Source organism: Streptomyces marispadix, from assembly GCF_022524345.1.
GTDB classification, from domain to species: domain Bacteria; phylum Actinomycetota; class Actinomycetes; order Streptomycetales; family Streptomycetaceae; genus Streptomyces; species Streptomyces marispadix.
The window spans coordinates 3519989-3535037 of the sequence record NZ_JAKWJU010000002.1; the positions used below are offsets into that span (position 1 = coordinate 3519989).

Consider the following 15049-nt stretch of genomic DNA (forward strand, 5'->3'; position numbering starts at 1 on the left):
CCGCCCGCCGGAGCCCCTTTCACCACCGAGCCTCCCGGGCCCTTCTAACGGCAGACACCAGGCACCGGATCAAGCTTGCAGCACGCGGAACAGACTCCCCGTGCGGTGCAACCCCCCGCCGTCGAGGGCGCGTGTTCGTCGGTAGCGGTGCGCGGCCCGGGGCTGCGCTGCGTCCGTGCCCGGATATGCGACGGGGGTGAGAGATCGGTGGTGGACGCCGGTATTTCGTTCTGGATCTGTCTGGCCGGCGCCGTGTCCTTCTCGGGCGTCCTTTGCCTGGAGGCCCGCTCGGTGCTCCGGTTGCGTCGTGAAGGCGTGCGTGCCGAGGGGACCGTGGTCGACAACGTGGAGAAAGCGGAGCCGAGACGGCGGCGGTGGGTGCCCGTCATCGCGTTCACCGACGCCGAGGGCTACCACGTGGAGTTCGTATCGCGGGTCCAGTCAGGGCGTTCCCTGCCGCTCGGGCGCACGGTGAGCGTGATCTATCCGCGCGAGAATCCGTGGGCCGCTCGGATCGACCGCTGGGCCGATCTGTGGCTCGGCGTCACGTTGCTGGTCGTCATGCTGGCCGGCGACGGGTGGGCACTGATCGGCCTGGGGATGCAAGTCGCGGCGGAGGGAGGCGTGTGACATGTCGGGACGAGCGCGGAACCTCACGCGCCGCCTGCCGGACAAGCCCGGTGCATTCCTGGTCGGTCTCTACGCGTTGAGCCTGGGCTGCCGGGAAGCCTCACTTGCGCTGCGTCTGCGCCGGCGCGGTCTGACTGCTGAGGGCACGGTGGTGGAGAACGTCCGCTGCACGGGCGCGAGCGGACCGTCCTGGGCTCCCGTGATCGCTTTCACCGACTGTGCGGGCAACCGAGTGGAGTTCACCCCCAGCATGCGGGGCACCGGCATGGGAATCTCCACCGGCCGCACCGTGGAGGTGATCTACCTCCCCGAGTCATCGCCGGACGCCCGGGTCAACACCTGGCAGCACCTTCTCCTGCCGTCTCTGGTCGCCATGTTCGCGGGTCTGGCGCTCGTCGCCTTCGCCGTCTTGTTCGTGGCCCTGTAGCGAGGGCGTCTGCTGAAGATCCAGCCGGAGGTGGCCGGGGCTCGTGTGCTCTCGTCAGCCTTGGGCATTCTCGTCAACTCCACCGCTGGCCAAGGGAGTCGGTCGGTGGGCAGGGACCGGGGCCCCTTTCCGTTTGCCTGTCCGGCTGGAGGACCGTGGGTCAGCGCAGCACGCGATAGGTCACGTGCGTGACCGAGTTCGCTGCTCGCGACTCCACCTGCTCAAGGTTCAGTGACGGTACGCCGTCGAAGAGCCGCGTGCCCGCGCCGAGCGTGAACGGCACGATGTGCAGCCGCAGTTCGTCGATCAGGCCTGCGGCGAGGTACTGGTTGACGGTGGTCGCGCCCCCGTGAATCGACACGTCGCGGTCCCCGGCCGCCTCGCGTGCCTGCCGCAGTGCGGACTCGATGCCGTCGGTGACGAAGTGGAACGTGGTGCCGCCGTCCATCGGCTGCGGGTCGCGCGGGTGGTGGGTGAGCACGAAGACCGGTGCGTGGTAGGGCGGGTCGTCTCCCCACCAGCCCTTCCACTGCCGGTCCCACGCGCCGCGTACGGGGCCGAACATGTTGCGCCCCATGATGAAGGCGCCGACCGCCGTCAGCCGGTCGAGCTCGGCCTGCCGCTGCTCCGGGGTCTCGAACATCCAGGCGTGCAGCCTTTCTCCCCAGCCGTCGCCGGCGTCGTCGCCGAACGGGCGCTGCTCGGTCTGGTTGAGCCCGGCCGAGTATCCGTCGACGGAGATCGACAGGTCGCAGGTCACCCTGCCCGACTGTTCAGTCACTGCGTCATCCTCCTGGTGGCGACCTTTCCGTCGCCCTAGCGGTGAGCCGCCTGAGCCGTTCAACACCGGAGCAGACCGTTGCGGGGCCGCGAACTCATCGCACGCCCCTACCAAGGTTGCCGGGCTGCGAGCTGCTCCCGGCTCGGAGGACCCGGCACGAGCGACCACAGCCGGGAACAGCTACGAGGGCGCCGCGCCGCGATGCCCGAATAGCGCCTTGAGCAAGCAGACCTGCAACTGCCGCCGGATCACGGTCGGTTGTGCTTGTCGGCTCTCGTGGGCGTCATGCCTTGAGAGGCAACTCGCGGCGACTCGGCGCGGACCAGATCAGCGTCCTCGTTCTGACGCGCCGCTTCACAGTCCGATCTGCCACGGGAACGGCGGCAGCTCGGCCGCGCGGCAGTAGACGTCCAGCGCCCACGGCAACAGCGCCGCCATGGGGTGCAGCCGGGCGCCCTTCATGCTGGCGAGCTGCCGGGCACTGTGCTGCACACATCCCGTGATCTGCGTGCCGTCGCCGGTGACGATCACCACTGCGGCCAGCGGCCCCTCGCACGGCGTCGGATCGCCCTCGTCCGCCGCGGCGCACCGCCGGGTTAAGCCGTCCGGACTCCCCATTCCGCCCCCTTCCCGATGCCACTCTCGGCAAGGGAAAGCTGCCCCAACTAATCCTCTTTACGGGCTAGTTGGATACTCCATGGGGTGATATTTACGGCGGATTACCCTCGCGCGCCCCTCCCCGGGCGGGCGGCCGAGTAGGGCCCGGTTCTTCACCCCGCAACGCGCCGTCGCCCGGGGCGACATCGGCGCTCGCCTCCGCCGAGCACATCGTGAACGAGGCCCTACTGGGGCGTGGGCGTCAACTCCCTTGAGGGCGGCGGCACTCGGTCGGGTGGCATGATCAACTGTCGCCGGATTCCGACCCGTTTTCCCGGGCAGTCTGGGCGAGTTCCAGCAATTCGGACACTCGCCAGAGGAGATCAATGCGCAACTCGCGCTTCCGTGTAGCAATGGCCGCCGTCGCCGCTCTCGTCGGCGCCCTGGGCAGCGGCAGTTCGGCACAGGCCGCACCGGCGGCGCCGGTGGCAGCAGGTGCGGTTCCCACCGGTTCGAATGTCGTCATCACCAACAACGCCTACTCGAACTACCTGATCCCTGACGACACGAAGGGCAAGCCCGGCACCTACCTCCAGGTGTACTACGCCGACAACCATCCCTACCCGCGCACCTTCACCTTCGAGCCGGTCAGCGGCCGGGAAGGCATCTACAAGTGGAAGCACTCCAGCATGGGGGCCTGCGCCGAGACCCAGGGCAGCGGAAAGGTCGGCACCTCGGTCTACCTACAGGAGTGCAACTCCAACAAGGCGCAGTGGTGGGTCGTCCGGCTCGTGCACGGCACCGGTGACCAGTTCGTCATCTCCCCCTACAACGACGAGAGCCTGGCGGTGACCGGCCTCTACGGCAACGACAACATCGCCCCGCTGCGCGAACTGCCCAGCGCCACCACGTCCACGGCGCCGCAGCGCTGGCACATCGATCCGAGGTAGGCGAGGCAGTTGGAGCCGGGCCGCAAGCGGCGGCCGGCAACTCGGCCCCCGGTCAGGGCAGTCGACCGGGGGCCGGGTCGTGGCCGGGGCCCGGGGGCGGGCGTTGCCGACCGGGTGCCGTTGTTCCACGTGGAACCAAGCACAGCGCAACGAGGCCCATGCAGGCGGTAGTTGACCGACGGACGCTGTTCAGGGTGCAGTCGATCAGCTCATTCATGCTTGCCGTTCATCTGCGGTCGTGCTCAGCCCTGTTCGCGTCCCGGCAGCGGTGCCCCTTGGAGGAAGGCTTCGTAGGCCTCGCGCGCATCGGCTTCGATGTCCGGGGCGGTGCGCCCGTAGCGGCCGTCGGAGCGGTCGCGTTTGGGCCCGGAGACCCAGAACTCCTCGCGGGTGGCCTCGTCGTAGAAGTTCGCATCGATCATGCCGGAACCACGGCGCAGCGTGCGGCCCTGAAAGTACGCGGTCTGCCACGACTTGGAGAACCGGACCCACGCGATCCACGACGGGCCCCGGTCGGTGTCGTAGCCCGTCTTGAGCTGCACGTACATGATGCGCTGCGGCATGGGCCCATCGTATGGAGTGGTCACCGCGCCGTCGACGGGGTTCAGGGGCGGCCCCGGCCTCACTTCAGGTGCCGGGCGAAGAACCGGTTGCCGTCGTCCACTTCGAACCACGGGGTGCCGGTGTGCCCGCCCATATTGGCGTGCAGCGTCTTCTCCTTGGTGCCGAAGGCGTCGAACAGGTCCAGCGCCTGCCGCCGGTCGTTGCCTTCGTCGTCCCACTGCATCAGGAACAGCAGCGGAACGGTGACCTGCCGGGCCTCCTCGCGCTGTGCGCGGGGCACGAAGCCCCCGGCGAAGAAACAGGCCGCCGCGATGCGGGGTTCGACCGCCGCCAGCCGGATACCGATGGCCGTCATCCCCGAGTATCCGACCGGGCCGCCGATCTCGGGCAGCGAAAGGAGGGCGTCCAGGGTGGCCCGCCATTCCGGGACCGCCTTTTCGACGAGCGGTGCGACGAAGGACTCGAAGATCTCGTCGACCGGCTCTCCTGCCGCCATCGCCCGGCGGAGGTCGGCGCGAGCCTGCTCGTCGACGGCGGAACGTGGCCGGCCGCCGTGCCCGGGGTGGTCGATGGCGGCCACCGCGTAGCCGTACTCGGCCGAGGAGTGCCGGGCGCGGGCCACCAGCCGCGATTCCCGCTTGTGCAAGCCGCCGTTGTGGCCGACCAGGATCAGCGGGGCAGGTGCGGACCCAGACGTCCACAGGATGCCGGGGATCTCGCCGAGAGTGAATTCGCGTTCGAGGACGCCGTCGTCGAGGCGCTCTTCAGAGGTGAATCGCATGGTCGTGCCTTTCGGGAGTGCTCTTGGACGGCGCTCCCGGACGACCTGTCGTCCGGCCGTGATCCCGGAGGGGAGCACCCATGTCGATACTGCGTTCACGGGTACCACCTCCTCGTTCTCCGGCACGGCCTCCGAAAAGGCTAGTCGTGGCCGCCTCGGGTCCGCCAACGGGTTTTCGCTCAGGCGCCGTTGCCGGATGCCGCCTCGGCCGCAGGACACCGTCCAGGTGATCGCTTGCGTGGTGTCTCACCGGTGTCTCGCCGGTGTCTCGCCGATCGGTCGGCCTGCGGCGGCCGGTTCTCAAAGCATTCTCGATGCCCGTCTGTTTGCAAGCCGTTCGGCGGAACGGCCGTGCGGATTCCGCGAGTTGCCGCTGCATCATCGGGAACCGGCGCACTGGCGCGCCGACCTGCGGGGTTCGCCCCTGCGTCACTCATTCCGGGAGTTTGACCGCCGCCGTGGTGCGAGGTCGTCGTTGTCGGCGGAATGCTGGGCTGCGCAATTCCCCGCACCTCGCGGGGAATTCAGTTCAGAAGGGATACGTACGTGCTCCGCAGAGGAATGCTCAGTGCCACCGCGCTGCTCGCGCTGACACTCACGGGCCTGTCGGCGGGCCCGGCCACCGCACAGGGCGCACAGGGCGCCCAGCCGGTGTCCGACGCGGCGCCGGCCGTGGTGCTGCACACCGTCAAGGACCCGAACCTCGTGGTCGACCTCGACCATGGGAACCCGGCGCAGGGGACCCCCGTCATCCTCTTCGGGGCGCACGGCGGGGCGAACCAGCAGTGGGAGGTCGTGCCGGTGCAGGGCGACTGGTTCCAGCTCAGGAACAAGGCCTCGGGCACCTGCCTGGTGAACGGCTTCCACAGCGTCGAGAACGGCCACGGGCTCACCGGCTCCGGCTGCAACAAGTCGTACGCGGACCAGCTCTGGACGCGCGTACCCGTCGAGGGCGGCAATCAGTTCACGCTCGTCAACAAGTACAGCGGCAAGTGCATGGACCAGACGCTCGACGGCCGGAGCATGACCCCGGTCACGCAGTGGTCCTGCCACGGGCTGGTGCACCAGCGCTTCACGGCCGAAACCGTCTGAGCCGAGTCGGCGCAGGCCGCTGCGGTCGCCGGGCTGCGGTCGCCCGCCCGAGGCCGGGGCATGAGGTGTCTCCCAGCCTGATGCCCCGGCCGGTGCGGGCGTAGGGAACGGCAGAGACCGGCCGCAGCGCGCTCCCGGTCCGACGGCGGTTCAACAGCGCGACAGCCCAGGCCAGTTGGGAGCCCGGCTCACCGGGCCGCCTCGTCTCCCGTACTCAACTGTCCCCTTGTGCACCAGGCGCCGCAGTCCTGCCGAGCGCCGGGGCCGAGTTCCACGCGGAGGTCCCGGCATATGAGCGGACACGTCCACCATCGCAGTCGGCGGGCGGGCGCCGCCGTCAACTGGCTGCAACGTCCGCGCACTTCGGCTGGGACCTTCACGTCGTAAGTCGTGGCGGACGCGATCGGATCGGCGGCGGATCAGGGGCAGACCGACCGACCGCGGAAGGCGGGATCGTGCCCCCGCCGCGCCTCAGCGCGCCCGGTCGACGCGCCCCTCCTCCCATACGGGCTCCGGCGTCTCGCGCACCTTCCCATCGGACTGGAAGACCACGAACCTGTCGAAGGACCCCGCGAACCAGCGGTCGTGGGTGACGGCGACGACAGTGCCGTTGAAGCCCTCGATCGCCTGTTGCAGCGCCTCGGCGGACACCAGGTCGAGATTGTCGGTCGGCTCGTCGAGCAACAGCAGGGTCACTCCGCCCAGTTCGAGCAGCAGCACCTGGAACCGTGCCTGCTGGCCCCCGGAGAGCGTCTCGAAGAGCTGGTCGGCGGCGCGTCCGAGTTCATAGCGGGAGAGCATGCCGATGGCCGTGCCACGGTCGACGCCATCCCTGCCGCCGTCGCCGCGGCCCATGATGTCGACCAGGGTGCGGCCGTGCCACTCCGGGTGCTGATGGGTCTGCGCGAACAGGCCGGGCACCACGCGGGCGCCGAGCCTCCACGAGCCGCTGTGCTCGACGGCTTCCCCGGCAAGCAGGCGCAGCAGGTGGCTCTTGCCGGAACCGTTGGACCCGAGCACCGCGATCCGGTCGCCGAGGAAGACCTCCAGGTCGAACGGCTTCATCAGGCCCGTCAGTTCGAGCTGGTCGCACATGGCCACGCGCGTGCCCGTACGGCCGCCGGTGAGCCTGGTGGTGACCCGCTGCTCCTGCGGTATCTCGGGCGGGCCGCCCGCCTCCTCGTACTTGCGAAGGCGGGTCTGGGCGGCGCGGTACCGTGCCGCCATCGCCGGGCTGATCTTCGCCTGCTCGCCCAGGACGCGCACCATCTCCTTGAGCCTGGCGTGCTCCTCGTCCCAGCGGCGGTGCAGCTCCTCCAGGCGCTCCCTGCGCTTCTCGCGGGCGTCCTTCCAGCCCCTGAACGAGCCGCCGTGCACCCACACTCCGCGGCCTTCGAGGGTGACGACCTTCGTGGCGACGTTGCCGAGGAGTTCGCGGTCGTGGCTGATCAGCAGGATCGACTTGCCGCTGTCGCGCAGCCGCTCCTCCAGCCAGAGCTTGCCGGGGACGTCCAGATAGTTGTCGGGCTCGTCCAGCACGAGGACCTGCTCGCGCCCGCGCAGCAGCGCCTCCAGGGCGAGCCGCTTCTGCTCGCCGCCGGAGAGGGTGTTGACCTCGCGGAACCGCGCCCTGTCGAAGGGGATGCCGAGGGCGGCGGTGGTGACCACGTCCCACAGCACCTCCATGTCGTACCCGCCTGCCTCGCCCCAGGCGGTGAGGGCCTCCGCATAGCGCATCTGGGTCGACTCGTCGTCGCGCTCCATCAACTCGAGTTCGAGGGCGTCGACTTCCGCCGCCGCGCGGCTCACGGGCTCGGGGGCGGCGGCCAGCAGCAGGTCGCGCACGGTGGAGGAGTCCCGCATCGAGCCGATGAACTGGGGCATAACCGCCAGCCCGCCCTGCACGTTGACCGTGCCGCTTCCGGGCTTGAGCTGCCGGGAGGCGATACGGACCAGCGTGGACTTGCCGGCGCCGTTCTGGCCGACCAGGGCGGCGACTTCGCCCGCGCTCACGGAGAAGTTGACGTCCTCGAACAGGGTCCGGCCGTCGGCCATGGTGTGCTCGATGCCGTTGAACTCAAGGAATCCCATACCCGCTGCTTCAACCCTCCTGTAGCGCCCCGAAAACCGGGACGGTTCAGCCTACCGAACCGATGATTCGGATGACTCCATTCCTCTTCCGTTCGACCCACACGCGTTCCCGTCGTGACGGTGGCGCGTGCTCAAAAGGGCAGGCGTGCGCACGCCCCGCACCAACCCAACGGAATTGCTGAATCCGGTTGTTGGGGCAGCGGTGGGCGGCATGAAGCCCGTTCGGAATCGTTTATGAATCGACCGCCCGGTTTTTTCTTGAACGGCTCTGACCTGCGAACGTTCAACTCACGGGTAGGCAGGCTGGATTGCTCTGTTATCGCAGCGTGATGCGCATTTCAGGAATCAAACATTCCGAGAGTGGAGGCCGGAGCGCGGTATCGCACTTCAGTTATTCCATTGACACCTGTGACACCCGCCGGATTAAGTGGACGGCCGATGCCGATGGGGGGTGAATTCATGAACGACGTCGAGACTGTTGTCGAGGCAGCGCCGGCTCTGGAGATGGACGAGGAGCTGGATTTCGAGCAGGTGACTCTGAATGAGCAGCTTGCCTTTGTGAACCGCTGCTGATTCCAGCACCCCGGGCCTGGCGTGCGCCACCTGCCCGGTCCGGGGATGCGGCACTGGATCGGTGATGTGGCGCGCAGCCGTGTGACACGAGCAATGGGGGGACCGGGGCGATGGGCACCAGTGTGACGTTCGCTCTGGATGCCATGCCGCTCATCCGCGATCTGCACCTTCCCGTGGACTACAGCGCCCGGTTCGTCGCCGAGGGCGTGCTGCTCCCGCTGCTTCCCTCCGACGAGACGCCCGCCCCTGCTGCCCAGGGCCCGGCCCCGGCCCAGGACACGCACGACGCCCAAGTCCCGGTCCGCTGCGCCGAGTCCGTCACCTCGTACGACGGCGGACGGCGCTGGAGAGTACGTCTCGACGGACGGCTCCGCTGGTCGGACGGTGCGCCCCTGCGCGCGGAGGACGCCGTCCGCGGGGCCGAGCACGCGCTGCGGCGCGGCTCCAACACGGCCGTGACGTTCCTGGACCACTCGGGCAGCAGGCCCCCCGCAGTGGAAGTCGGCACGCGCACTGTGGAATACCGGTTCGGCCGACCGGTCGCATTCGCCCGGCAGTTGTTCTCCACTCCGGACTTCGCGCCCCTGCGTCAGGGCAGGACGGCCGTGCTCGGGAATCCGTCGCTGGGCCCGTACTGCGTAAGCCGCTGGGAAAGGGAGCGCATCACCCTTGCCCGCAATCCGTACTGGAAAGGGCTCCGACAGGGCCCCGGCGCAATCGACTTCGTGCTGGTGCGGGAGGCGGGCGACGCCGTCGACCGCTATCTGGCCGGCGAGCTGGACATGACCGCGACCACCGGCTTCGGCGTCCGGGAGGTGGCGCGCTGCGCGGGGCGCGGGGACATGGCCGGCGGCCCCATTCCGGTCTACGCGTCGCTGGACTTCGGGAGGCGGGCCGGCGGTTTCGCAGGGCGGCCCGCACTGCGCCGCGCGCTGTCCGCCCTCCTCGACAGGACGGCCCTGGAAGGCGGTACGAACGGCCTTCTCCTGCCCTGGGCTCCTCCCGCGCACGAGCGTCACGACGCTTCCGGGGTGACGCTCGCGTCGCTGCGGCAGGCCGTACGCGGCGGACTGGAGATCGCCTACTCCGACTTCGCGCCCAACGCCGAAGCCGCTGAGGTCCTTGCCGCCCGGCTGCGCGACGCGCTCGCCGTGCCCGTCGAAACGGTCGAGTTGAGCTACGACGCCTATGTACGGGCGTCGTCCGACCGCGACTTCTCCCTGCTGTACTCGCTGACCTCGCCCTTCTTCGACCACCCTGCCGGGTCGCTGTCCTTCTGGCGCTCCTCGGGGCGGGCCGCACGTCAGAACGCCTTCGCCGACGCGGAGTTCGACCGGCTGCTGGACCTCGCCGAGGGCTGCGAGGACCCGTCCCGGGCCGACGAGCTGTGGCGGCAGGCCGAAGCGCGCTGGTGGTGGACGGTGCCGAAGATTCCGCTCGCGCAGGTCCAGGCCCGCTTTCTGCGCTCGCCACGGCTGGCGGGCCCGCCGCTCAGCCCGGCGGGGCTGCTGAGGTTCGAACGGCTCAAGGCCACCGCCCCCGTATGAGAGCCGCAGGACCCCCGGCTTCCCCTTCCCGCCCACGGACCCTGTCGCCACCGACGCCCTCGCCCCAGACCTCGTCAATCCAGACCTCATCGCCCCAGACCTCGTCGCCCCAGACCAATCGCCAGGAGGCTCTCGTGCACCGATCGACAAGCGGCCGGGCCTGGCTGGCCTTTCCGCCTCTCGTGGACACCAACTTCGGGAGTTTCTACCCCTCGACGGCCGTGCTCGCCGCCTATCTCGAAGCGGCCGGCGTCGACTGCGTACAGGCGGACCTCAACGAGGAGTTCGCCCTCTGGCTGCTGGAGCGGACCCGCGACACGGACGGACGGCCGCCCGGCGTCGGCCAGGACACGATGGCGGGCGCAGCCGCGCGCTGGCTGGCCCGTTCCCACGACAGCGTCTTCGACGAGCAGGGCCGCCACGACTTCGGGCCCGAGTCCGAGTACGGCTATCTGGTGCGGCTGCTCGCGGGGCCCTTCCTGGTCGACCCCGACGAGAGCGTGCTGGGCCCCGTGGACCGAGAGCGCCCCGTCGTCGCCGCCTACGAGGAGTTCTACGCCGCGGCGGGTATCGCGGACCGCGTCCCGGAGGACACCTCGCTCATCGGGATCTCGGTGCCGATGGGGCCACAACTGCTGCCCGCGCTGCTGCTGGCCGAGCGGATCAAGGCGACGGGCACGGCCGCGCCCGTGGTGCTCGGCGGCCCGGCGCTGAGCCTGATGAGCACCGGCGACCTGGGACGGCTGCTCCGGGCGCATCCGGCCGTCGACTGCGTGGTCCGCTTCGACGGTGAGCAGCCGCTGCTGGAACTCGTGGAACAGGCCGCCGCCGGGCGCTGGGACCCCGGCAGCGTCGCGGGCGTCAGCCACCTCTCCGCGGACGGGCCCCTGCACAACGACCCGGTCGCCGGTCCCAACCTCAACTCCCTTCCCGTGCCCTCGTATCCGCGTGAGGCCCTGTCGCAGCTCGCCTCGCCCACGCTCGCCGTCACCCAGGCCCGGGGCTGTTACTGGGGCAAGTGCGACTACTGCGACTTCATCGAGCTGTACGACGGCAGTCCGCCGTTCCGCGGGCGCCATCCGGGACCGTTCCTCGACGAACTCGCGGAGCTGGTCGGGCGGTTCGGGAAGTCCCGGTTCACCTTCATCACCGAGTCCATCCCTCCGGCGTTCGCCAGACGGGTCTGCCGGGGGATGCTGGAGCGCGGACTGGACATCACCTGGAGCTCGTTCGCCATGGTGGACCGTCGGTTCGACCGCGAGCTGCTGGAGCTGATGGCCCGTTCCGGCTGTGAGTTCCTGGTGGTCGGCATGGAGACGACGATCACCCGGGTCCTGAAGCTGGTGCACAAGTCGGCGGACCGCGAGGAGAATCTGCGCTTCCTCGCGGACGCGCGGGACGTGGGACTGCCGCTGATCGTCAATCTCATCCCCGACCTGCCCACCACCACCTACGAGGAGGCACTCACCGCCCTCGACGACGTGGCCGCCTACGCCGATTCGCTGCGTTCGGTCTCCGTCTTCCCCTTCGAGGCGACCCGCTCGTCCAACGTCGGCCGGTTCCCCGAGCGGTTCGGCCTTCAGGTGGACGACGGGGGCGGGGCCTCCGGTCAGGCCCAGTACGCCCTGAACCACCTGCGTAACACCGACCCGGCGATGACGCCCGGCGAGCGGGCCGAAGTACACAGGCGCTACCGGCAGTTCGCGGACTCGGTCAACAGCCGCGACTACCGCACGGCACGCAGGCTCGGACACGACCCGGACGACGCGCTGCGGTTCGCCGTCGAGGAACTCGACCTGCTGGAGGTCGACGGCGCGCTGCTGTGCACCAACATGCGCACCCGCGAGCGAGTGCGGGTCCCCGCGAAGGCGGCGGCCATCCTGCGCCCCTACGTGCACGGTTCGGCCTTCACCCGGCGGCAGCTCGCCGTACGCGCCGGCGAGAGCGCGGCGGAACGGCTGCTGGGCAATCTGCGGAAGGCCGGCATGCTGGTCGACGCCTCAACCGGGGCTGAGCACGATGTCCGGGTGTGAGGGCGTGCGGCCCGCCGAGACCGTGCGACCTGCGGAGACCGTACGGCTTATGGGGCCCGTACGGCTCGTGGAGTCCGTACGGTGCGTGCGCGAGGACGGCGGTGTCCTGCTCGTAAGGGGACGCGAGGCGCTGCGCGTGTCTGTACGGGCAGGGCGGACAGGCGAGTTCGTCGAGGCGTTGCGCGGCGGTACGACCGTCGAGGCGCTCGGCTCGATCGCGGCCCCGGAGCGGGTGCGGGCGCTGTTCGGGAAGCTCGACTCCCTCGGCTGGCTGACCGGCGAGGAGGCGCACAGCGAACAGGCAGTGCCATGGGACCGGCAGGTCGGCTGGTTCACGGCGCTCACCCCCGACGCCCAGGCCGCCCAACGGCGGCTGTGCGGCAGCGAGGTGGGCATCCTCGGTGTCGGCGGCATCGGAGGGCCGGCCGCACAGCATCTGGCGGCTGCCGGTGTGCCCCGGCTGTGGCTGATCGACCACGACCGGGTGGCCGTGCACAACCTCAACCGCCAGTACCTCTTCGGCAGTGAGGACATCGGGCGGCCGAAGACGGAGGCGGCGGCCGACGCGTTACGCCGTCTCGTGCCCGAGGTCGAGGTGCGGACGGTCGACCGCCGGGTCTCCGGCACCGCGGACCTGGACGCGCTGCCCGCGTCGCTCGATCTGCTGCTGCTCGCCGCGGACCGGCCCCGCACCATCGGGGAGACGGCCTGGGAATGGGCCCGCGCCACGGGCACCGCGCTGCTCGGCGGTGCCGTCGGCCTGGACACCGGCTGCTGGGGCCCGCTGCTGGACCCGGCCCAGGGCCACTGCCTGCACTGTTTCGAGGCGCGCCGATCGGCCCGATTCAGTTCAGTGGAACGGGAGTTGGAGAGCCGCAGTGATCCGACCCCGTACTCCTTCGGACCAACGAACGCGCTCATCGCCGCCTTCGTCGCGAGGGACGCGCTGCTGTACCTGGGCACCGGACGGTGCGAGAGCCAGGGGCGCCGGGTCGTGATGGACGTGCTCGGCATCGGCGGCCGACGCGAGGAGGCCACGGCGGACGAGGCCCGATGCGAACGCCCCGGCGGCGAGGGGCATTCGGGCGGCGGCCCTTCCCCGGGCAGCGCACCGGCAGCCGCAGCCCCAGCCGCAGCGGACGCGGCACAGGCCCCCGCAGCGCGGACGGCCATGACTCCGGCACCGGCGACCACCAATGGAACGGGACGGCACGCGTGATCATTCTCGGGATCTCCGCCTTGTACCACGACTCCGCCTGCGCGGTCATGGCCGACGGACAGGTCGTGTCGGCAGCGCAGGAGGAGCGCTTCTCACGCCGCCGGTTCGACCCGGCGATGCCCGTGCGTGCCGTGCGGGCGTGCCTGCGAGACGCGGGCCTGAGCATCGCCGACGTGGACCATGTGGCGTACTACGAACGGCCCGAGCGGAAGCTCGCCCGCCAACTGTGGATGGGGCTGCCCGAGTTGCCCGAGACCTCGCCGTCCGCGCTGTTCCGGCTGGACGCCGACCGACCGTTCCGGCAGATCGAGGAACTGCTCGGCTTCACGGGCCCGGTGACGGCCGTCGGCCACCACGAGGCGCATGCCGCCAGCGCGTTCTACCAGTCCGGCTTCGCCACGTCGGCGCTCTTCACCGCGGACGCGGTCGGGGAGTGGACGACGACGTCCTACGGGCGCGGCGGCCCCGAGGGCGTCGAACTGCGGGAGGAGGTCGCCTTCCCGCACTCCCTGGGGCTGTTCTACAGCGCGGTGACCTCCTATCTCGGCTTCGCCGTCAACAGCGACGAGTACAAGGTCATGGGGCTCGCCCCTTACGGCAGCCCCCGCTACGCCGACCGGCTCGCGAGGCTCGTACGGGACGAGGACGGGGACGGCGGCGGCCGCTTCCGGCTCGACCTGGACTACTTCGACTTCAGCGGGCGCGGGCCGATGTACACCGAGCGGCTCGCGGAGCTGCTGGAGGAGCCGGCACGTGAACCGGAGTCGGAGATCAGCCGGTTCCACACCGATGTCGCCAGCAGTCTTCAGGAGGTCCTGGAGAACGTACTGCTGCGGAAGCTGCGCCATCTGCACCGTGAGACGGGCGAGAGCCGGCTCGGCTACGCGGGCGGTGTCGCCCTCAACTGCGTCGCCAACCGGCGCATTCGGGAGGAGGGCCCGTTCGAGGAGATCTTCGTACAGCCGGCGGCGGGCGACTCCGGCGGGGCCATCGGCGCCGCCGCGATGGTGCACCACGAGCTGACGGGAGAGTTCGCGCCCAGGCGGCTCACCGACGCGAAGCTGGGTCCCCCCGGTGCCACCCGCGGCGCCCCGGGCTGGCTGCGGCGGGCGGGCGTGCCGTACACCGACTTCACCGGCGACGAGCGGGCTCTGCTGGAGCGCACGGCGGATCTGCTCGCGGACGGCGCTGTGATCGGCTGGTACCAGGGGCGGATGGAGTTCGGTCCACGAGCGCTGGGAGCGCGCTCCATCCTCGCCGACCCCCGCGACCCGGGGATGCGCGACCGGATCAACGCGCTGGTCAAGAAGCGGGAGGCGTTCCGTCCGTTCGCACCCGCAGTCGTCGAGGAGCGCTGCGCGGAGTTCTTCGAACTGGACGGGCCCTCGCCCTTCATGCTCGATACGGCAACTGTGCGTCAGGGGGCGGAACTTCCCGCCATCACCCACGTCGACGGCAGCGCCAGGGTGCAGACCGTCAGCAGCGCACAGGACCGCCGATTCCATGGGCTGCTCACCGCGTTCGCGCAGCGCACGGGGTTCCCGATCCTGCTGAACACCAGCTTCAACATGCGTGGTGAACCGATCGTCGCGCAGCCCGCCGACGCGCTCGTCTGCTTCGTGCGCTCCGATCTGGACGTGCTCGTGCTCGGCGACCACATGGTGCTGCGCGAGGACATACCCGGTCACTGGGCCGCGCGGCTGGAAGAGCTGCTGCCGTATCGCAAACCGCCCATCAGCCGCGACGTCTACTCGTTCCTCTAGG

General features: G+C 70.1%; 13 protein-coding genes. 8 read left to right on the top strand and 5 right to left on the bottom strand.

What is annotated here, in order from left to right; translation table 11 throughout:
* Window positions 1-207 precede the first annotated feature (207 nt).
* Both MMA15_RS14665 and MMA15_RS14670 read left to right on the top strand, forming a co-directional pair.
* On the top strand, window positions 208-630 hold the full coding sequence (locus MMA15_RS14665; RefSeq protein WP_241060119.1) for a DUF3592 domain-containing protein: 423 nt from the start codon (window positions 208-210) through the stop codon (window positions 628-630).
* A 1-nt stretch (window position 631) separates the two neighbouring features.
* On the top strand, window positions 632-1057 hold the full coding sequence (locus tag MMA15_RS14670; RefSeq protein WP_241060121.1) for a DUF3592 domain-containing protein: 426 nt from the start codon (window positions 632-634) through the stop codon (window positions 1055-1057).
* A 160-nt stretch (window positions 1058-1217) separates the two neighbouring features.
* Here the strand turns inward: MMA15_RS14670 and MMA15_RS14675 are convergent, their stop codons facing one another.
* Window positions 1218-1838, bottom strand: a complete 621-nt coding sequence (locus MMA15_RS14675) for a dihydrofolate reductase family protein (protein WP_241060122.1) — start codon at window positions 1836-1838, stop codon at window positions 1218-1220.
* Between the two features lie 354 nt (window positions 1839-2192).
* Window positions 2193-2456 (bottom strand): hypothetical protein, encoded by a 264-nt coding sequence (locus MMA15_RS14680; protein ID WP_241060124.1) that lies wholly within the window; start codon window positions 2454-2456, stop codon window positions 2193-2195.
* Between the two features lie 365 nt (window positions 2457-2821).
* Here MMA15_RS14680 and MMA15_RS14685 point away from each other — a divergent pair, with 365 nt between their 5' ends.
* Entirely contained in the window at window positions 2822-3385 is a 564-nt protein-coding gene (locus tag MMA15_RS14685; protein WP_241060126.1) for an RICIN domain-containing protein, read from the top strand.
* A gap of 242 nt (window positions 3386-3627) precedes the next feature.
* Here the strand turns inward: MMA15_RS14685 and MMA15_RS14690 are convergent, their stop codons facing one another.
* Both MMA15_RS14690 and MMA15_RS14695 read right to left on the bottom strand, forming a co-directional pair.
* Entirely contained in the window at window positions 3628-3948 is a 321-nt protein-coding gene (locus MMA15_RS14690) for a hypothetical protein (RefSeq protein ID WP_241060128.1), read from the bottom strand.
* 59 nt (window positions 3949-4007) lie between these two features.
* Complete coding sequence (locus tag MMA15_RS14695) at window positions 4008-4730, bottom strand: dienelactone hydrolase family protein (RefSeq protein ID WP_241060130.1); 723 nt, start codon at window positions 4728-4730, stop codon at window positions 4008-4010.
* A gap of 546 nt (window positions 4731-5276) precedes the next feature.
* Here MMA15_RS14695 and MMA15_RS14700 point away from each other — a divergent pair.
* On the top strand, window positions 5277-5822 hold the full coding sequence (locus MMA15_RS14700; protein ID WP_241060132.1) for an RICIN domain-containing protein: 546 nt from the start codon (window positions 5277-5279) through the stop codon (window positions 5820-5822).
* A 471-nt stretch (window positions 5823-6293) separates the two neighbouring features.
* On the opposite strand, the gene MMA15_RS14705 is transcribed toward MMA15_RS14700, so the two are convergent.
* Window positions 6294-7913: an ABC-F family ATP-binding cassette domain-containing protein gene (locus MMA15_RS14705; RefSeq protein ID WP_241060134.1), complete on the bottom strand. Its 1620-nt coding sequence runs from the start codon at window positions 7911-7913 to the stop codon at window positions 6294-6296.
* A 683-nt stretch (window positions 7914-8596) separates the two neighbouring features.
* Here MMA15_RS14705 and MMA15_RS14710 point away from each other — a divergent pair.
* The 4 genes from MMA15_RS14710 (at window position 8597) to MMA15_RS14725 (ending at window position 15048) form a co-directional block, all read left to right on the top strand.
* Window positions 8597-10033 (top strand): ABC transporter substrate-binding protein, encoded by a 1437-nt coding sequence (locus tag MMA15_RS14710; protein WP_241060136.1) that lies wholly within the window; start codon window positions 8597-8599, stop codon window positions 10031-10033.
* A 134-nt stretch (window positions 10034-10167) separates the two neighbouring features.
* Complete coding sequence (locus tag MMA15_RS14715; protein WP_241060138.1) at window positions 10168-12066, top strand: B12-binding domain-containing radical SAM protein; 1899 nt, start codon at window positions 10168-10170, stop codon at window positions 12064-12066.
* A gap of 49 nt (window positions 12067-12115) precedes the next feature.
* The gene (locus MMA15_RS14720) at window positions 12116-13285 is read left to right on the top strand and encodes a HesA/MoeB/ThiF family protein (protein WP_241060140.1); all 1170 of its coding nucleotides are present in this window, start codon (window positions 12116-12118) and stop codon (window positions 13283-13285) included.
* The gene (locus MMA15_RS14725) at window positions 13282-15048 is read left to right on the top strand and encodes a carbamoyltransferase family protein (RefSeq protein ID WP_241060142.1); all 1767 of its coding nucleotides are present in this window, start codon (window positions 13282-13284) and stop codon (window positions 15046-15048) included. The genes MMA15_RS14720 and MMA15_RS14725 overlap by 4 nt, the downstream gene beginning before the upstream one ends.
* Window position 15049: the final 1 nt, after the last annotated feature.